The organism is Auritidibacter sp. NML100628, assembly GCF_003185985.1.
In the GTDB taxonomy this organism is placed as follows: domain Bacteria; phylum Actinomycetota; class Actinomycetes; order Actinomycetales; family Micrococcaceae; genus Auritidibacter; species Auritidibacter ignavus.
This window is the reverse complement of record NZ_QHLP01000005.1, coordinates 64969-83796: the sequence shown is the minus strand read 5'-3', so window position 1 is coordinate 83796 and position 18828 is coordinate 64969. Positions and strand designations below refer to the sequence as shown.

Here is an 18828-nt window from a genome sequence, read left to right as displayed (position 1 = left end):
CCTGACCGGGTTGACCGGTGGACGTGGCGCTGGGCCGATCCTCGGTCTGCTGGAAGGAGCCTACCGACTCGCGGTGTGTTGCGGGGTGATTCTCCCCGGGTGTGCCGGGATTTTGTGTGGTGTTACTGGACTCGGGGGTGGAGTCCGGTGCGGAGGTTTGGGGGCGTAGATTCTCCGGAATCAGTCCGGAGGGCAACCGGTGGCGTAGCGGGATGACCCGGCGGGAGCGGAATGTCACCGGCACGTGGGTGAAAAATTCGGGCAAGGTGTCTTGGGCGGCTTCGACGATCCGGCGCTCATTGACGAAGGTCAACCGGGCCGAGAGCCGTTCGAGATCGACCCAGGCGACATCGATGGCCTCTTGGTCAGGGTCGTTGTCAATGGTCAGCGTTCCACCGGTGGCGCGCAACAGGAAGTGGTGGACGGTTTTATGCACCCGGTGCCCGGGCACGGTGAACCAGTAGTCGATCGAACCCAGCGCGGTCAGCACCGTCCCGGAGATTCCGGTTTCTTCAGCGACTTCGCGCTCGGCAGCGGCATGGTGGTCTTCCTCACCTTCCGGGTGGCCCTTGGGTAAGACCCATTCGAGTCGGCCCCCGCGGTTATAGCGGGCAATAATGGCGACTTGGAGTCGCCCGGATCTTTCCCGGACCACCATGCCACCGGCGGATATTTCTTCCACCGTGGGTAGCTTGGCATCCTCGCGCGGACGCCGGGTACGACGTGTAGGATCGAAACGATCGATTCTTCCCGGGCGTGTGGTCTCAGCGTTTTCGGGCGTACCGGAGCCCCAGCCATTCCAGGGGCGCCGTGGTGACCGAAAACGAGACATGTTACCCACTCTATCCCGATTACCACAGTGCAGATCTGAAGCTACGATTGCATGCCCGCGAATGATCACCCAAACCGAGTTGCCGCCGAGACATCACACCGAGACGATACTGTGACTGATCACCCCGTAGACGCCCACGCACCCAACGCAGCGCTCAACGCTGAGGTTCCGCTACCTGCTGGCTTTCCCCACGGGGCCACGGTGCCGGGGCTGGTGGTGGAGTTGGGGCGAATATTTCACCGGGCCGGCTTCGAACTGGCCCTGGTCGGCGGACCAGTGCGTGATATTTTCCTGGGTGCGGCCACCGTGGACCTGGACTTCACCACCGATGCCACCCCGGAACAGATCACCGAGGTGTTGGGCAGTTGGCCGGACGCGATCTGGGATATCGGGGCCGCTTTTGGCACAATCGGTGCCCGCAAGGCCGGCTGGCAAGTTGAAATCACCACCTATCGCGCCGAAAAATACGACCCAGCCTCCCGCAAACCCCGGGTGGTCTTCGGCCACGACCTCACCGATGACCTGCTGCGCCGGGATTTCACCGTCAATGCGATGGCGCTGAAACTGCCCGCATTAGAGCTGGTCGATCCCTTTGGCGGGATCCGGGATCTGGCCACCGGCAACTTGCAAACCCCCGGATCGGCCGAGTCCTCATTCTCCGATGACCCGTTGCGGATGATGCGGGCCGCCCGTTTCGTCTCCCAATTGCGCCTGACCGTCGGCGAGGATGTGCGCACCGCGATGACCGAGATGTCCGAGCGGATCAGGATCATCTCTGCCGAACGGGTCCGCGATGAACTGGTGAAGCTCATCATCGGAGCCAACCCGCGGTCCGGGCTGGAATTGCTGGTGGAGACCGGATTGGCAGAACATGTTCTCCCCGAGTTACCGGCCCTGCAATTGACCATGGATGCTGCCCATCATCACAAAGACGTGTATCAGCACTCGCTGAAGGTCTTGGATCAGGCCATCGACTGGGAACCCGACTATGTCGAGGCACCGAATTTTGTGTTGCGTTTCGCCGCGTTGATGCACGATATTGGCAAGCCCGCCACCCGGCGGTTTGAAAAAAATGGTGCGGTGACCTTCCGGCACCACGATGTGGTAGGAGCCAAGATGGTCCGGGCCCGCATGAAAGCTCTGCGCTTCGATAAAGACACCATCCGGGCCGTGGCCACGCTGGTCGAGTTGCACATGCGCTTCTACGGGTACGGTGAGGCCGGATGGGGTGATTCGGCGGTGCGACGCTACGTCACCGATGCCGGGGATCTGCTACAACACCTTCACGCCCTGACCCGTTCGGATGTCACCACCCAAAATAAGCGCAAGGCCACACGGTTGGCCCACGCTTATGACGATCTCGAGCGTCGCATTGACCAGCTGGCGGCCGAAGAAGAACTAGCCAAAATCCGTCCCGACCTCAACGGTCAGCAGATTATGCAGATCTTAGACATTTCCCCGGGGCCGCTGGTGGGCCGGGCCTACCAGCACCTGCTGGATTGGCGCCTCGATCAGGGCCCCCACACCAGTGCAGAAGCCGAGGCCGAACTGTTGCGGTGGTGGGCAGAACAGCCCGAATCCCAGCCCGAATCCCAGCCCGAGGATGGGCCCGAGGATGGATGAAGGGGTCTGGTATAACCCGCTGTCTTGGAGCGCACCCTGGTTCGTGGTGTGGCTGGGACTCTACGCGGTGATCTGGGCTCGGGCCGGTGGCACCTATCTGCTGGGTCGTGGCATTCGCACCGGCGTGGGCCGGACCAATACCAGACTAGCCCGAATGATCAACACCGACGGGTACCGGCGTGCCGAGAGCGCCATTGACCAGTGGGGCGCCCCCGTGGTGGCCTTTAGTTTTCTGACCATCGGCTTCCAGACCCTGGTCAATTTCGCTGCCGGAGTCACCCGGATGCGCTGGTTCCGCTATCTTCCCGCCCTGGCGGTGGGCGGGGCAGCGTGGGCAGCCATCTATGCCACCGTCGGGGTGGTGTCTTTTCGAGCGTTGACATTCTTCTTTACCCGCTGGCCGGTCGCTACCGGCGTGGTCATCGGGCTCACCGTGATCGCTGTGGTGATCTGGTTGGCGGTGAAACTCCATCGCAGGAACCAGCACCGGAACCATCACAGGAACCAGCACAGCGACCAAAACGTTTAGGCTGGACGTATGAACGATGCTGAGATCTCTGCCACAGCCAAGCTACAACCGATTGAAACGATCGCTGACAGGCTGGGAGTCTCAGCCAACTATCTGATCCCCTATGGCCAGTACATGGCCAAGATTGACGTCACCGGACTTGCGGGGGCGCCTAGCCAGGTTGCTGGTCAGGACCGAGAGCACCGACTGCACGATTTGGGCCATCGCCAGGGGGCAGTGGTGCTGGTGACCGCCTGCTCACCCACACCGGCCGGGGAAGGTAAAACCACCGTCGCGATCGGTCTGGCCGACGGGTTGAACCGGATCGGCGTGAACACGGCCCTAGCCCTGCGCGAGCCCTCCCTGGGTCCGGTCTTTGGGCTCAAGGGCGGAGGAACCGGTGGCGGATACGCCCAGGTGGTGCCGATGGATAAGATCAATCTGCACTTCACCGGCGACCTGCACGCAATCACCTCAGCCCACAATCTGTTGTGCGCGCTGGTCGACCATCACATCCATCAGGGCAACGCGTTGCAGATCGATCCGCGCACCATCACCATCAAACGGTGCCTGGACCTCAACGATCGGGCACTACGCCACACGGTCATCGGCCTGGGCGGACGCACCCAAGGGGTGCCTCGGGAAGATGGTTTTGAGATCACCGCAGCCACCGAAACCATGGCGATCTTTTGCTTAGCCACCGACCGCGCGGATCTCAAACGGCGGCTGTCGCAGATGATCATCGGCTACACCTATGACAAGTCACCGGTGACCGCCGGGGACTTGGGATCTGACGGTGCCCAGGGCGCGATGGCAGTGTTACTCAACGATGCGTTGGACCCGAATCTGGTCCAAACCCTGCACGGGACCCCCGCCTTGGTGCACGGCGGTCCATTTGCCAACATCGCCCACGGCGCCAACTCGGTCATGGCCACCAACACCGCCCGGGCTCTGGCCGATGTGGTGATCACCGAAGCCGGATTTGGGGCGGATCTGGGGGCTGAGAAGTTTATGCACATCACCGGACCCGCCGGTGGCTTCAGCCCCGATGCCATCGTGGTGGTCGCCACGCTGCGCGCGCTGAAATATAACGGCGGGATGAGCGTGGCCGAGGCCACCGAGGATGCTACCCGGCGCGACACGCAGGCCCATCAGGATGCCCTTCAGGCCGGGGTGGCCAATCTCGACCGGCATCTGGCTCATCTGACGCACTACAACCGGCCCACCGTGGTGGCCATCAATACTTTTCCAGACGATACCGAAGAGGAGATCGCCTGGTTGATCGAACACTGCGCCTGCCGGGGAGTGGTCGCCGAGACCTGTCAGGCCTGGGGGCAGGGCGCTGCCGGGGCTGAAAAACTGGCCTCCGTGATGCGCGAGCAGCTGGATTGCAGTGCCACGGCTGGTGGCATCGGAGGCCTATTGAGCCCGGAGGTGATGGCTGGGCTAAGTGTGCAGGAGAAGATCTCGATCATTGCCCGGGACATCTACGGAGCAGCCGAGGTCGAATACACCGCGACCGCCCTGAAACAGTTGGATGCCCTGGCTGGCACACCGGCAGAGTATCTGCCAGTGTGCATGGCCAAGACCCCGTTCTCCTTCTCCGATGATCGCACGGCACTGGGCGCCCCCAGCGGATTTCAACTCACCATTGAACGGACGCAACTGCGTGCCGGTGCCGGATTCGTAGTGGTTTACACCGGAAAGATCATGACCATGCCCGGGCTACCCAAACATCCGGCCGCTGAGGCCATGGATGTTGACGAGACCACCGCCGAGATCCGCAATATCTTCTAGCGAAGGTCGGCGAATGGTTGGGGAATGGTCGCGGGATCGTCAGGCAGGTGCGGGCTAGCGCTCGATCTCGCCCCGAATAAAGGCCTCAACCAGTTCACGGGCGTGCTCATCGCGGTGTTGCACCGGCGGGGACTTCATGAAATACGAGGAAGCCGATAAGATTGGTCCACCGATCCCGCGATCCAGGGCAATTTTGGCCGCCCGGACCGCATCAATAATCACCCCGGCGGAGTTCGGGGAATCCCACACTTCGAGCTTATATTCCAGCGAGACCGGAGCATCACCGAAATTGCGACCTTCCAGGCGCACAAAAGCCCACTTGCGGTCATCCAACCACTGCACGTAATCGGAGGGACCGATGTGGACATTGCGGTCCTGAAGCTGGGTGTTGATAGTGGAGGTCACCGCCTGGGTTTTGGAAATCTTTTTGGACTCCAACCGGTCCCGTTCCAGCATGTTCTTGAAGTCCATATTCCCGCCAACATTGAGTTGGTAGGTCCGATCCACGGTGACTCCGCGGGCCTCGAAGAGGGCGGCCAGGGCGCGGTGGGTAATGGTGGCCCCGATTTGGGACTTGATGTCGTCTCCGACAATGGGCACCCCGGCGTCGGTGAATTTCTGTGCCCACTCCTGGGTGCCAGCAATGAACACCGGTAGCGCATTCACAAACGCCACCTTGGCCTCCAGGGCAGCCTGGGCGTAAAACTTATCGGCCTGCTCGGATCCCACCGGAAGATAGGACACCAGCACATCGACCTCGCGCTCGCGTAGTACCTGAGCCACATCCACCGGATCGGCTTCTGATTCGGTAATCGTGTCGCGATAGTACCGGCCTAAACCATCCAGCGTAGGGCCACGTTGCACCGCAACACCGGTGGTGGGCACATCCGCCAAGGTCAGCGTGTTGTTTTCTGAGGCGGTGATCGCCTCGGAAATATCTAACCCCACCTTGGCGTCATCAACGTCAAAAGCCGCCACAAACTGAAGGTCACTGACGTGGTAATCGCCGAACCGGACATGCATCAGTCCGGGCACCACGTCTGAATCAGCGGCATCCCGGTAGTAACGCACGCCCTGAATCAGGGAGGAGGCGCAGTTACCGAGCCCTGCGATAGCCACTCGAATAGTAGACAACGAGATACTCCTTTGTTATAAAACCCCATCTACTCTACGTCAGCCCGGGCTAGACCTGACAGATACCGGCAGGTTTTTACACCTTGATCACCGCCAACCCGTACACTGAGGCTCATGGCCCCCTGCGAACCACAGCAACAGCCACGCACTCCTGTTGCTCCGACTCGAACCGACTCGCTGATCGCCCGGCTCACCTCCGAGAAGATTGGCCCGATCGGGCGACGCACCGCACCCGGTCGAACCAGTGGCGGATTTTTCACCCCCATGCGGGTGCTGATCCTGCTGACCACCCTGGCAGCCCTGGTGGCGGTATTGCAAAAATCCCCGTGCCGCATCGACGGCTGGACCCAGCCCTTCGTCAACTTTGCCGGTTGTTATTCCGACTGGACTGCACTCTACGGTGGGCGCGGGTTCGATGAAAACCCGCTGGCACCCTTTGCCGAAGGCTCGACCTTCGAATACCCGGTGCTGACCTCGATCGTGGCCTCTGTGACCGCGGCGATCACTCAGATCTTCGACCCCGACCGGCCCTCGCTGCTGTACTTCGACATCAACTTTGTGCTGGTGGTCATCCTCTGGATCATCACCGTCGTGGTGGTCGCCAAATCCTCGGTCCGTCGGATCTGGGATGCCGCGATGGTGGCCGTTGCCCCAGGGATGATCCTGGCCTCCTCCATTAACTGGGACATGTGGGCGGTGGCCCCGCTAATCCTGGGACTCTGGCTATTTGGGGGAAAGAAATACTTCTGGGCTGGCGTGCTGTTCGGCATCGGGATTTCGGCCAAAATTTTCCCCTTATTGGTCTTTGGGGCCATCTTCGTGCTGGCGGTGCGAACACTGATCTTCCGGCCACTATTGTTCAGCCTCGCCGGGGCGGGGACATCCTGGCTGATGCTCAACCTGCCGTTGATGATCAGCAACTTTGAGGCCTGGTCGCTGTTCTACACCTTCTCGGCCGACCGCGGGCCCGGCTGGTCCTCGGTGTGGAATATCTGGAACGTGGTTGCCGAGAACAACCAGGTCACCGCCGACTCTCTGAGCTATCTGTCGGTGGGGGCGGTAGCGGCGTGTTGTGCTTTGATCTTCGTGATGGGCACCACCGCCCCAGTCCGGCCCCGCATGGCGCAACTGGTGTTTCTCATCGTTGCCAGCTTCGTGCTGTTCAATAAGGTCTATTCACCCCAATTCGTGGTGTGGCTGATCCCTTTGGTTGCCCTCGCTCTGCCCAACTGGCGAGACTTTTTGATCTGGCAGTTCGTGGAGGTCCTGCACTTCTGGGCGGTGTGGGCCCACCTGTCCCACTTCACCTCCGAACACAACGTCCAGCACCAATTCGACGAGCGCCTCTACGTCCTGGCCGTGGTCGCCCACATGCTGGCTACCCTCTACCTGATGGGCCGAGTGGTCTACCAGATCTACCGACCCGACACCGACCCGGTCCGCACCAGTCTGCCCGTTGGCGATCCTCAACTGCGCGGTGAGGCCTCAAAGAATCTGGCCTGGGATGATCCGGTGGGTGGCGACTACGATGGCGCTCGCGACCGACTACCGTTTTTGATCCCGGACCCCCAGCCGGTAGGCAAACACGCCGAGGCCACCGCTGACCAGCCAGTGGAGGTGGGTGCAGCCGAACACCAGGGCATCTGGACCCCGATCACCGTAGACGGTTCTGAGGCTCATCAACAGGCTCATCAACAGGCTCATCAACAGGCTCATCAACGGGCTGATCAAGAACAGTAGGGTGGAGTTCATGACCGATCTTGATGCACTCGTCCGACTCATCTCTGATGCCCCCACCTCCTGGCACGCTGCCGAATACGTGGCCCGCGAGGTGGTGGCCGCCGGGTTCACCCGGCTGGAGGAAACCCAACCGTACCCCGCCACCCCCGGCGGTTATGTGGTGGTGCGTGACGGGGCAGTGATCGCCTGGATCCAACCCGAGGCTGTCAGTAACCCCAGCACCGATTCGGCAACGACGCCCCACCTACCGAGTTTCCGTATCCTGGGCGCCCACACCGACTCCCCGGGTTTCAAAGTCAAACCCAGCCCCGATACCACCACGGCCGGATGGGCGCAGGTCGGTGTCGAGGTCTACGGTGGCCCGCTAGTGAACTCCTGGCTCGACCGCGACTTGGCCTTCGCCGGACGCCTGGTCTTGCGTGATGGCACCACCAAACTGGTCACCACCTCCGCCATGGCCCGGATTCCGCAACTAGCCATCCATCTGGATCGGGAGGTCGACCGGGGACTGGCCCTCAACCGGCAACACCACCTGATGCCCATTGTGGCCACAGCCTTAGGGCATCCCGCCGACCCCGCCGAATCCTCGGGTGGTATTTTGCAGGCCATTGCCGAGGAGGCCGGACTCTCGCCCGACCACATTATCGCCGCCGATTTGATGCTCGCCGATACCCAGCCTCCGGCTCTTCTGGGATCAGCCCAAGAGTTCTTGGCCGCCCCGCGGATGGATAATCTGGTCTCGGTCTCGGCCGGACTGTCTGCACTGCTCGAGGTCGCCCACCAGCCCGAACCCGGTCTAATCCCGGTTCTGGCCGCTTTTGACCATGAAGAGGTCGGGTCTCAAACCCGGTCCGGGGCAGCCGGGCCTTTCTTAGAAGAAACCCTGACCCGCATCCAGCGCAGCCTAGGTATCGGTGTGGACGATACCCCGCGGGTACGCGCTGGATCGTGGCTACTCTCGGCCGATTGCGGGCACGTGGTCCACCCCAACTACGTGGGCAAGCACGACCCGGACCACCACCCCCACCCCAACCACGGTCCGCTGGTGAAGATCAATGCCAATCAACGCTACACCACCGACGCAGTGGGTCATGCCGCCGTGGCCGGGTGGGCCGATGTCGCCGGGGTCCCGCTCCAGGAGTTCGTTTCTCGCAATGATGTCCCGTGTGGCTCCACCATCGGACCCATTGCCTCCACCCGCCTGGGCATTCCCACCGTGGATATCGGGGTGGGCTTGCTGTCGATGCACTCGATCCGTGAACTGGTCGGTGTCAAGGACCCGGGCTATTTGACCCGGTTGACCACCGCGTTTTTTCGTCAGTAAAACACCCCGAGTGCCTGTGCCCCACACCCCTGACCCGAAGAATGGCAATTTCGGCGCAATCACGCTAAACTATCGGCGTTGTCTTCGAACAACAGCACTCAAGAACCTCCTGTTACGGAAAGACCGTGACCATAAGCCCGAAGGAGGTGGGTTCGCATGCGTGCATATGAACTGATGGCGCTGATCGACCCGGAGGTCGATGAGCGGACAGTAGAACCGACATTGCGTAAGTACTTTGACAACACCGTTGTCAAAGACGGTGGCTCCGTCGACGAGGTCGACGTGTGGGGTCGTCGCAAACTGGCCTACGAGATTAAGAAGAACTCCGAAGCCGTTTACGCTGTCGTTAATTTCACATCTGAGCCGGCCTCGGCTCAGGAATTGGAACGCCTGCTGGGTCTGAACGAGACCGTGTTGCGCACCAAGATCATTCGTCCGGAAGAGCAGAAGGTCACCCTCTAGGGTCACGTCGTCACTGCACAAACACTCAAGCATCGGTTGAACGAGAGCACCAGGAGTACCTCATGGCTGGAGAGCCGGTAGTCACGATTATTGGAAACCTGACCGCCGATCCCGAACTGCGTTTCACCGCATCGGGACAGGCCGTCGCGAACTTCACCATTGCCCAAACTCCTCGGATCTACGACCGTCAAACCAATGAATGGTCCGATGCTGAGACCTTGTTTGTGCGTGCTTCCATCTGGCGTGAAGCAGCAGAAAACGTGGCCGAATCCTTGACCAAAGGAATGCGCGTGGTGGCCCAAGGTCGCCTGAAAGCCCGTTCCTTCCAGACCCGTGAGGGTGAGAACCGCACCAACTGGGAACTGGACGTCGACGAGATCGGCCCGTCGTTGCGCTACGCCACCGCCCAGGTGACGCGTACCCCGCGTCACGGGGGCGGATCCGGTGGTGGTTTCAACCAGAACCCGCCGGCCCAGAACCAGGGCGGCTGGGGTCAAGCTGGTGGTGCCCCACAGCAGGATCCCTGGGGCGGAGCTCCCTCCGCTGGATCCTGGGACACCCCGGATCATCAGGAACCACCGTTCTAAACACCAACCATCCCGCTGACTGCGGGCTCCAGTTATTACTCGAAGGAGCACCACGATGGCTAAGGCTGAAGTACGTAAGCCCAAACCAAAGCCCAATCCCCTCAAGACAGCAGACATCGACTACATCGACTACAAAGATGTGGCTCTGCTTCGCAAATTCATCTCCGATCGCGGCAAGATCCGTGCCCGCCGTGTGACCGGTGTGACCGTCCAGCAGCAGCGCAAGATCGCTTTGGCGATCAAGAACGCACGTGAAATGGCTCTGTTGCCCTACTCCGGTTCCGGCCGCTGATCTTGAAGTAGAGAAGGAGAGAGTAGACATGGCACAGCAGAAACTCATTTTGACCCAGGAGATCCCCGGCCTCGGTATTGCCGGCGATGTCGTCGAGGTCAAGAACGGTTACGCTCGCAACTACCTGATCCCGCGCGGTTTCGCTACTCGTTGGACCCGCGGCGCCGAGAACCAGGTCGAAGAGATCCGCAAGACCCGGGCAGCTCGGGCCATGGCGAACCTGGAAGAAGCTCAGGCGCTGGCCGAGAAGCTCCAGCAGCAACCGGTGCAGATTCAGGTGGCCTCCGGTGAGACCGGTCGTTTGTTCGGCTCGGTGACCGCCTCGGACATTGTCGAGGCCCTGGAAGCAGCCGGCCACGAGTCGATCGACCGTCGCAACGTTGTCTTGACCGACAGCATCCGTTCGCTGGGTAACTACTCGGTGCAGATCCGTCTGCACGACGACGTGATTGCTCAGGTGGAACTGGCTGTTGTTCCGGCCAAAAAGAAGAAGAAATAAGCTTCTTCGCTCCGGCTAGACCCGGATTGCGTTGAGAGAACCCCGGGGCAGGTGTTGACCATCATCTGGTCACCCGCCCCGGGGTTTCGTTGTCTCCCCCAGTGGGCTGGCAGGGCTGTGTTAGCTTTGAGCTATGTCTGAATCTGCTGTGGCCACCACCCTGGAAGAGATCCAAGAGAACCTCTACGCGGTTCAAGGACGGATTAACGCCGCTGCCAATCGTGTCGGGCGTGATCCCCGGGATGTGCGTCTGATCCCGGTGACCAAAACCGTGGCGGAACAGCGCCTGCGCACCGCCTATCAGGCAGGCATTCACACTTTCGGTGAGAATAAAGTTCAAGAGGCCCACCAAAAATACCAGGCCATGAACGACTTGGAGATCACCTGGTGCATCATCGGACCATTACAGTCCAATAAGACCCGAGACGTGGCCGAATTTGCCGATGAGTTCCACGCCCTAGACCGGGTCAAGATCGCTCGCAGGCTCCACGACCAGCTCACCGAAGCCGGACGGGACCTGTCGGTGTTGATCCAGGTCAATACCTCCGGGGAAACCACCAAATCCGGTCTCGACCCGGCAGAACTCGGCCCGTTTGTTGACCAGATTCAGGATTTCACGGCACTTCGGGTCAACGGATTGATGACCATCGCCGAGAACTCCGATGACGAGGATGCGATCCGGAATAATTTCCGGCAGCTGCGCGCGTTGCGCGATGAACACCGCGACCAACTCGGGGCCGGAGATCTGTCTATGGGCATGTCAGCCGACTTTGAGATCGCCATCGAAGAAGGAGCCACCATGGTCCGAATCGGTTCTGCGATCTTCGGCGCGAGACCTCCCCACGGCTCGGCACAGGACTAACGTGCACAGCACCCCTGCCGGGTAGTGTTGCTGGGGCTGTGGGGTACTTCTGGGCCACTGATGAAACTCAATCAGGCGCGCCACGGGCCATGCTGGGCCGTGACCGCTGGGTAAGGTGCTAGATTCTCTGCCAAATAGCCCCTATGCGGAGAGTGAGTACAGCGCGCCATGGTCGATCGACTTCACGATATCTGGGACCACATCAACGAAGCCCAGGGAACATTCGGGTCCACCACCAACTTCATCTTTGACGACATCACCGCCACACACGTGGCAGGACACGCTGAACTGGGCCCAGACCACCACCAGCCCTGGGGAATCGTCCACGGAGGCGTCTACGCCACCATTGTGGAGTCAGTGGCCTCGGTAGGTGCCAGCTACGCCGTGAAGGACCAGAACATGTTCGCGGTGGGCTTGCACAACGGCACTGACTTCTTGCGTCAATTTAGTTCCGGCACCGTCCTCGTTGAAGCCAACGCCCTCTACCAGGGACGCACCCAGCAACTCTGGGATGTCGTCATTACCGCCGAAGCCACCGGCAAAGTCTTGGCCCGCGGACAACTTCGACTCCAGAACCTTCCCGCTCCGGAAAACCACGGCTGATCTGGCCCTTTAATGTGAAGCAATGCACGTAGCGTGGGAGAACCACACTAGTGTAATTTATCCACGGCTGTGGGTAACCCTGTGGATAACTGCGTGTGGTGTGGAAAACACTCCTTGTACTCGCCCGTCATGATGCTGTCAAGTCGGCCAAAGTGAGTGCAAATTATTTTTTAAGTCACAGGCTGTGATTCATAAAAGCCCTAGTCAAAGCCGAATCGGCGGATGATCACCTGGCTGAATCAACAGGTTCTTGAGAATTTTTACACAGGCTAATCCACTCTTTCCACAGGGTATCCACAGGAAAAGAATTTTGGGGGTTTGCTGAGGCTGTTTTCCCCGAGTAGTGTCGCTATATCGCCTCTCGGCCGGTGGGTATTGGCAGGTTATGCACAGGGTGCACATACTGCGCGCATCCACTGCGACCGGGGGGTCTTCGTGAGACAGTCCGGGGTCCGGTAAAGGGGAAGGGAATCAAGAGACGATCTAATGAATACGCCTTATGATTCCACCGGTTCCCCGGAGCTGTCTCGCGACACGCTCGTCCCACCCCAGGATCTCAGCGCCGAACGATCTGTCCTCGGAGCGATGTTGCTATCGCACGATGCGGTGGCCACCGTGGTGGAGGTTCTGCGTGGGCCAGATTTTTACTCACCAGCTCACGAGCTGATCTACGACTCCATCATTACACTCTACGGTCGTGGCGAACCCGCAGATGCGGTCACCGTCTCCGACATGCTTAACAAGCGTAAGGAGCTACCTCGTGTCGGGGGAGCCTCGTACATACACGAATTGGTCCAGTCCGTTCCGGCTGTCACCAGCGCCGAGTTCTACGCCGACATCGTCCAGGAGAAAGCGATTCTGCGTCGACTCGTGGACGTGGGCAACAGGATTAGCCGGATGGGCTACGCCCAAGACGGCGACGTGGACGACATTGTCAACGCTGCCCAGGGTGAGATGTACCGGGTGGCAGAGAACCAGCAATCCGAGGACTACGTCCGTCTTTCGGGCATCCTGGAGAACACCGTCGACGAGATCGAAGCCGCCGGTGATCACGCCGGTGGACTCTCGGGTGTTCCCACCGGTTTCTACGAGCTTGATGAGCTGACCCAGGGACTGCACCCCGGACAAATGGTCGTGGTGGCGGCCCGTCCTGCGGTGGGTAAATCGACGTTGGCTCTCGACCTGGCTCGTGCGGCGGCGATCGGCAACAACATGCCCACGGTGTTCTTCTCGCTAGAAATGGGCCGCAATGAGATTGCGATGCGTCTGCTGTCGGCCGAAGCAACCATCGCGCTGTCTGATCTGCGTAAAGGTGCACTGGAATCCGAACACTGGACGAAAATCGCCGCCACCGTGGGACGGTTGAACGAAGCACCGTTCTTCATTGACGACTCACCCAATATGACGATGATGGAGATCCGGGCCAAATGCCGGCGCCTGAAGCAAAAGCACGACCTGAAACTAGTTGTGCTGGACTACTTGCAACTGATGAGCTCCGGCAAGCGGGTGGAATCACGTCAGCAAGAAGTCGCCGAGTTCTCTCGTGCCCTGAAGCTCTTAGCCAAGGAACTCGAGGTCCCGGTCATCGCGCTCTCGCAGCTCAATCGCGGCTCAGAACAGCGCACCGATAAGCGTCCGCAGATTTCTGATCTGCGTGAATCCGGTTCGATTGAACAGGATGCCGACATGGTCATTCTGCTGCACCGTGAAGACGTCTATGATAAGGAATCACCACGTGCTGGTGAGGCTGACCTGATCGTTGCCAAGCACCGTAATGGGCCGACCCGAACTATCGTCGTCGGCTTTCAGGGCCACTACTCCCGGTTCAACAACATGGCCCCTGAGGACGGCGGATTCTAGAGCCACTGATCTGCGCCTCAGTGCGGTGTCGGGCAGCACTTACTGGAAACACGCAAAAAGACGTGTCCGGTCGAGGTTTCTGATGACTCTGATGTGTCGATGAAAATGTGCTCGTCATCTCGCTTTTCCGTTCACACCTCCACTATTGTAGTAGTGATATAGATCACACTTCTCTGGAAGGTCTGAACATGCTGATCCCCTCCCGTCCCGACCGTCAGCCGTTCTTCTCACGTCGCATGCACTGGATGAATATGCTCGATCTCCACGCCACTGATAGACCAGACGAGATTGGGTTGACCACCCAGACTGAGAACATTTCCTGGTGGGAGCTACAGCAGCGCGTGCAAGCCTTGGCCGCAGACCTTCAGCAACATCGGGGTGTACAACCCGGCGACCGTGTGCTGATCCTGTCGCTAAACAGCGCAGAATATATCATCGCCATGCTTGCCATTAATACCGTTGGTGCGATCAGCGTTCCGATCAATATTCGATCTGTGCCGCGCGAGCTCGACTATTTTGTGTCAGATTCTGGTGCGAAAGTGATCTACGTCGACGCCATGGGCGCTCAGGCACTGGCTGGGTCCCAGAGCAAAGACCATATCCAGACCATTTCTCTGGTGGAGAATGTGCCCGAGATTGTGGCAGCCGGGGGAACCGCCGAGCTTTTGGACATCGATGAGAACTCGATTGCCATGATTGTCTATACCTCGGGGACCACCTCGGATCCGAAAGGGGTCATGCTCAGCTATTTGAATCTTTTGAGTCAGACCATTCCGGTGTATCGCAACGCGCCGGCCCCGGGAGATCTTCCTGAAACCAACCTCGTTGTGGTTCCGTTGTTCCATATCGCCGGCATCGGTGTCCTGACTCCGGCATTTTTTGCCGGTACTCGTTTGGTGGTCGCTCCACCCCAGGTGCTCACAGATCTCGCAGCGCTGGTTGATCTCATCGAGAAAGAGCAGATCACCAATATGTTCTTGGTGCCGACAATCTGGCAAGCACTGTGTTCTCTACCCGGCATCACCGAGCGAGACCTCCCGTTACAGTCAATCTCGTGGGGAGGATCACCAGCCTCGAAAGAAACCCTGCAACTGATTGTGGACACTTTTCCAAAGGCAACGCTTTCCACGGCGTTCGGTCAGACCGAAATGTCACCCATTACCGCATTGTTACAAGGCCCCGCATCACTGCGCAAGATGGGCTCCATCGGTGAACCAATCGGGCCGATCGCAGCTCGTATTGTCGACGCGGAAGGAAACGATGTCGCCCCCGGAGAAATGGGAGAAATTGTCTATCGTGGCCCGGGACTGATGGCCGGCTATTGGAATAAGCCCGAGGCGACCCAACAGGCTACCCGGGATGGCTGGTTTCACTCCGGGGATATGGTCCGACAAGATGAGGAAGGATTTATGTACGTCGTCGATCGGTCCAAGGACCTGATCATCTCCGGTGGTGAGAACATCTCCTCAATCGAAGTTGAGCATGCCGTCAGTACCCACCCGAAGGTGGCTGATGCTTCCGTGATTGGTGTCCCCGACGAGAAATGGGTGGAGACGCCACTGGCGATTGTGGTCCCCGATGATCCCGCGGATCCACCCACCTTAGCGGAGATTCACGATTTCCTCTCTGACAAGCTTGCCTCCTTCAAGAAGCCCACGCGCCTTGAAATCGTCGAGGAGTTACCCCGTAATGCTTCGGGCAAACTGCTCAAACACAAACTCCGAGAACAATACGCCCTGTAAAAACCAGACCCGTGGATCATCAGACAGCCGGCCACTTTGGCTCGTGGCATCTGTTCAACGGCCACGATTCCAGGTATAGATCTCACCGGTCCATGGCTGGTCGGCCTGATGTTGCGGTGCATAAAAGAGGCGGAACTGATCGGTGGCTGCTAGCTCCCGGGTAATGGTGGCTTTCCACTCCTGGTGGGTCAGCCAGACCCGCTCCATGCGTTGGCGATATTCCTTGTTGGTTTGGCGGGCAAATCGCGGTCCATCGGTCACCGCATGGGGATCGTCCCGGTAGCGCATCGCGCCGATACGGATGATTGACACCGGCAGGCCGTGAATTTCGCTTGTGGAACGCAATAACGCTTCGGCGAAGGCCTTCGCTGCCCCGTAAAGACCATCCGGTCGTGGCAAGCTCGTCGGATGCGGCGTGTCGAGAACTCCTGTTTCGTAGAACTCAACTTCGTTCATCCCCGTCACATGGTTGCTGGAAGCATAGATGAGACGCTTCACCCCTTTTCGACGCAGACTTCGGCCACATTCTTTACGCCGTGGATCTCGGCCTCGAGGAGTCCGTGCCACCCCATCTTGGCGCCCGTGGGAAGGTACAAAACATAATCAGCATCGCCTAGCCCGTGATGTACCACTACTTTATCGGCCACCGTACCCGTGGACCAGGCGTGGTATCCCACGATGTTGTGATGATCCAACACATCGAGGCCTATCAGAACCAGATCCTCGTCTGTGAAACACTGACCGGTGACCCGCCCGATCTCACCGGCAGCACCAACCACGGCCATGCGTGGTCTGCTGTGCGCAGCAGAAGTCGGGCACCAAGCGTTCAGTGTGGCCGTGGTGCTGTGCGGTAGTTCCACTTCCGGCACGAATGATTCTCCCTAAACCCAGTGGCCACCGTGGTTCGTCGCTGAGGGGGAATCAGCGCCTGCGGAACGTATCGGCTTGCTGTGCAGAATATGACGCAGATTCAGCATCCGCTGTTCCAAAGTCGAGGAGATCTCGGCGACTTCCTTCAGCTCGTCGATAGCCCACTGTGGCACATCGCCGTCGTATTTATAGTGCAACTTGTGCTCCAGCGAGGCCCAAAAGTCCATCGCCGACGTACGGAACTGGATCTCGACGGTGACATCCTGACGGCCTGAGGACAGGAACACGGGCACCCGGATAATGGCGTGCAACGACTTATACCCGTTGGGCTTGGGGTTTTTGATGTAGTCCTTGACTTTCAGCACCGTGACATCATCTTGAGCTACCAGCATGTCAAAGATTTCATAGACGTCAGTGACGAAGCCACAGGTCACCCGCGCCCCGGCAATATCGGTGATGGTGCGTCGAATCTCGTCGGGGTCGAAAGCAATACCCTTACGTGAAGCCTTCGCCAACAAGGAGTCCATCGATTTCACGCGGGTGGAGATGTGCTCGATGGGGCTGTAGTCGTGGAGCTGGGTGAACTCATCGCGTAACACCGACAGCTTGGTTTCGACCTCCCGGAGCACGAAGGTGTATTCGGCCATCATCGAGTCCAAGTCTCTCCGCAACCGCTGAAGTTGTGCGGCCGAGAAAGACATGGTGCCCTCAGCGGTGTGGATATACACCTCATCGTGGGGTGTGACGCGTCGCAAGCTAGGAACCTGTCCCGCATAGCGTGCCACGGACCGCTGATCGGGAACAGACGGGGAAGTACTCATGAGACTCAGTCTAGAAATACAGCCTGCACGGAGTCTGAAAGGACCATACTAGAACCATGACTGACAAGGTGACACCGAGCCGATCTGAACAGCCCCATTTCACGCCTTCGCGTCGTTCTCAGGTGCCCCCGTTTCGGGTGATGACCATCTTGCAACGCGTCGCGGAGCTAACTGCCACCGGACAACCGGTGATTAGTCTGTGCGCCGGGGAGCCCTCTGGCGGAGCACCCACGGCGGTTACCGAAGCCGCCCGGAATATCCATGATGCGGCCGTGCCGCTGAACTACACCCCGTCGCTGGGTATCCAACCGTTGCGGGAAGCGATCGCAGAGCACTACCGTCGCTGGTACGACCTTGAGGTTCCCGTGTCACAGGTTGCTGTCACCACCGGGTCATCGGGTGGCTTCATGGTCGGTTTCTTGGCCGCCTTTGACGTGGGAGATCGCGTGGCCTTGGCCCGTCCCGGCTACGCCGCTTACCGCAATGTGCTCCAAGCCTTAGGTTGTGAGGTCGTTGAAATCCCGGCCGGTGCGGAACAAGGGTTTCTGCCCAGCATTCGGGACCTGGAGCAGGCCAATGTTACCGGACTGGTCTTGGCCTCACCCAATAACCCCACCGGCACCATGGTTGAGCCCGCCAGCATGCAGCAACTGACCAGCTGGTGCGACGCCCACGGGGTGCGACTGTTCTCCGATGAGATCTACCACGGCATCACCTATTCCACCCGCGGGGTGAGTAGCTGGGAGTACTCCCGCACTGGCGTGGTGGTCAGCTCCTTCTCTAAATATTGGGGAATGCCCGGCTGGCGACTGGGTTGGTTACTGTTGCCCGAAGATCTGGTAGCACCGGTGTCGGCACTGTCGGGCTCGGTCTCTCTGTGCCCACCGGCCGCCGGACAGTACGCCGCGGTAGAAGCGTTCAGCGACACCGCGTACGCCGAATGCGATGCCCGTGTCAGCCAGTTCGCGGCCACGCGCTCGCTGATTCTCTCTCGGACTTCCGAACTGGGCTTTGATGACGCCGCGCCTGCCGATGGGGCGTTTTATTACTATGCCCGGCCCCCGAAGGCGGTGATGCAACGCTTCGGAACGGCCACCGCTTACGCCCAAGCACTGCTGGAATCCCACTACGTGGCCCTGACGCCGGGACTGGACTTTGATCCGGTGGACGGCGATGAGTTTATCCGCATCTCGTTCGCCGCCGGCACGGCCGCGGTGAGTGAAGCCCTGGAACGGATCCAGCACTTCCACGCGCAGAACAGCTAGTCGGGCG

The 18828-nt window shown here is 59.7% G+C and carries 18 protein-coding genes and 1 pseudogene; 14 read left to right on the top strand and 5 right to left on the bottom strand.

The window, feature by feature from the left end:
• Positions 1-256 precede the first annotated feature (256 nt).
• Positions 257-832: pseudogene (locus DCC24_RS12290) on the bottom strand (NUDIX domain-containing protein); the annotation flags it as partial.
• Between the two features lie 51 nt (positions 833-883).
• Here DCC24_RS12290 and DCC24_RS05405 point away from each other — a divergent pair.
• Genes DCC24_RS05405 through DCC24_RS05395 form a run of 3 tightly spaced genes read left to right on the top strand, consistent with a single transcriptional unit; the run spans position 884 to position 4760 of the window.
• Positions 884-2455, top strand: coding sequence for a CCA tRNA nucleotidyltransferase (locus tag DCC24_RS05405; RefSeq protein ID WP_110098903.1), 1572 nt, complete (start codon positions 884-886; stop codon positions 2453-2455).
• Positions 2448-2984 (top strand): DedA family protein, encoded by a 537-nt coding sequence (locus DCC24_RS05400; RefSeq protein ID WP_110098902.1) that lies wholly within the window; start codon positions 2448-2450, stop codon positions 2982-2984. Before DCC24_RS05405 ends, DCC24_RS05400 begins: the two co-directional genes overlap by 8 nt.
• 9 nt (positions 2985-2993) lie before the next feature.
• Positions 2994-4760 (top strand): formate--tetrahydrofolate ligase, encoded by a 1767-nt coding sequence (locus DCC24_RS05395; protein WP_110098901.1) that lies wholly within the window; start codon positions 2994-2996, stop codon positions 4758-4760.
• Between the two features lie 54 nt (positions 4761-4814).
• Here the strand turns inward: DCC24_RS05395 and DCC24_RS05390 are convergent, their stop codons facing one another.
• Positions 4815-5900: an inositol-3-phosphate synthase gene (locus DCC24_RS05390; protein ID WP_110098900.1), complete on the bottom strand. Its 1086-nt coding sequence runs from the start codon at positions 5898-5900 to the stop codon at positions 4815-4817.
• Positions 5901-6008: 108 nt separating this feature from the next.
• On the opposite strand from DCC24_RS05390, the gene DCC24_RS05385 reads away from it, so the two are divergent.
• The 10 genes from DCC24_RS05385 to DCC24_RS05340 all read left to right on the top strand — a co-directional run bounded on the left by DCC24_RS05385 (position 6009) and on the right by DCC24_RS05340 (position 15865).
• Positions 6009-7634, top strand: coding sequence for a glycosyltransferase family 87 protein (locus DCC24_RS05385; protein ID WP_199446225.1), 1626 nt, complete (start codon positions 6009-6011; stop codon positions 7632-7634).
• A gap of 10 nt (positions 7635-7644) precedes the next feature.
• A complete protein-coding gene (locus DCC24_RS05380; RefSeq protein ID WP_110098958.1) occupies positions 7645-8958 on the top strand; it encodes a M18 family aminopeptidase in 1314 nt (437 codons plus the stop codon).
• Between the two features lie 156 nt (positions 8959-9114).
• Positions 9115-9420 (top strand): 30S ribosomal protein S6, encoded by a 306-nt coding sequence (gene rpsF / locus DCC24_RS05375; RefSeq protein ID WP_110098899.1) that lies wholly within the window; start codon positions 9115-9117, stop codon positions 9418-9420.
• 62 nt (positions 9421-9482) lie between these two features.
• Positions 9483-10007 carry a single-stranded DNA-binding protein gene (locus tag DCC24_RS05370; protein WP_110098898.1) on the top strand — a complete coding sequence of 175 codons (525 nt, stop codon included), beginning with the start codon at positions 9483-9485 and terminating at the stop codon, positions 10005-10007.
• A 55-nt stretch (positions 10008-10062) separates the two neighbouring features.
• Positions 10063-10299, top strand: coding sequence for a 30S ribosomal protein S18 (gene rpsR, locus DCC24_RS05365; protein WP_110098897.1), 237 nt, complete (start codon positions 10063-10065; stop codon positions 10297-10299).
• 28 nt (positions 10300-10327) lie between these two features.
• Entirely contained in the window at positions 10328-10798 is a 471-nt protein-coding gene (gene rplI / locus DCC24_RS05360) for a 50S ribosomal protein L9 (RefSeq protein ID WP_110098896.1), read from the top strand.
• Between the two features lie 133 nt (positions 10799-10931).
• Complete coding sequence (locus DCC24_RS05355) at positions 10932-11660, top strand: YggS family pyridoxal phosphate-dependent enzyme (protein ID WP_110098895.1); 729 nt, start codon at positions 10932-10934, stop codon at positions 11658-11660.
• Positions 11661-11828: 168 nt separating this feature from the next.
• Positions 11829-12263 (top strand): PaaI family thioesterase, encoded by a 435-nt coding sequence (locus tag DCC24_RS05350; protein ID WP_110098894.1) that lies wholly within the window; start codon positions 11829-11831, stop codon positions 12261-12263.
• A 486-nt stretch (positions 12264-12749) separates the two neighbouring features.
• Complete coding sequence (gene dnaB, locus DCC24_RS05345) at positions 12750-14123, top strand: replicative DNA helicase (protein WP_110098893.1); 1374 nt, start codon at positions 12750-12752, stop codon at positions 14121-14123.
• Between the two features lie 188 nt (positions 14124-14311).
• Positions 14312-15865 carry an AMP-binding protein gene (locus DCC24_RS05340; RefSeq protein WP_110098892.1) on the top strand — a complete coding sequence of 518 codons (1554 nt, stop codon included), beginning with the start codon at positions 14312-14314 and terminating at the stop codon, positions 15863-15865.
• A 54-nt stretch (positions 15866-15919) separates the two neighbouring features.
• Here DCC24_RS05340 and DCC24_RS05335 read toward each other — a convergent pair whose 3' ends face one another.
• The 3 genes from DCC24_RS05335 to DCC24_RS05325 are packed head-to-tail and all read right to left on the bottom strand — an operon-like array spanning position 15920 to position 17436.
• Positions 15920-16321 carry an SDR family oxidoreductase gene (locus tag DCC24_RS05335; protein WP_233491996.1) on the bottom strand — a complete coding sequence of 134 codons (402 nt, stop codon included), beginning with the start codon at positions 16319-16321 and terminating at the stop codon, positions 15920-15922.
• A 38-nt stretch (positions 16322-16359) separates the two neighbouring features.
• Positions 16360-16734 (bottom strand): hypothetical protein, encoded by a 375-nt coding sequence (locus DCC24_RS11960; RefSeq protein ID WP_146206283.1) that lies wholly within the window; start codon positions 16732-16734, stop codon positions 16360-16362.
• Positions 16735-16746: 12 nt separating this feature from the next.
• Positions 16747-17436: a GTP pyrophosphokinase family protein gene (locus DCC24_RS05325; protein ID WP_110098957.1), complete on the bottom strand. Its 690-nt coding sequence runs from the start codon at positions 17434-17436 to the stop codon at positions 16747-16749.
• A gap of 176 nt (positions 17437-17612) precedes the next feature.
• Here DCC24_RS05325 and DCC24_RS05320 point away from each other — a divergent pair, with 176 nt between their 5' ends.
• A complete protein-coding gene (locus tag DCC24_RS05320; protein ID WP_110098889.1) occupies positions 17613-18821 on the top strand; it encodes an aminotransferase class I/II-fold pyridoxal phosphate-dependent enzyme in 1209 nt (402 codons plus the stop codon).
• The last annotated feature ends 7 nt before the right edge of the window (positions 18822-18828 follow it).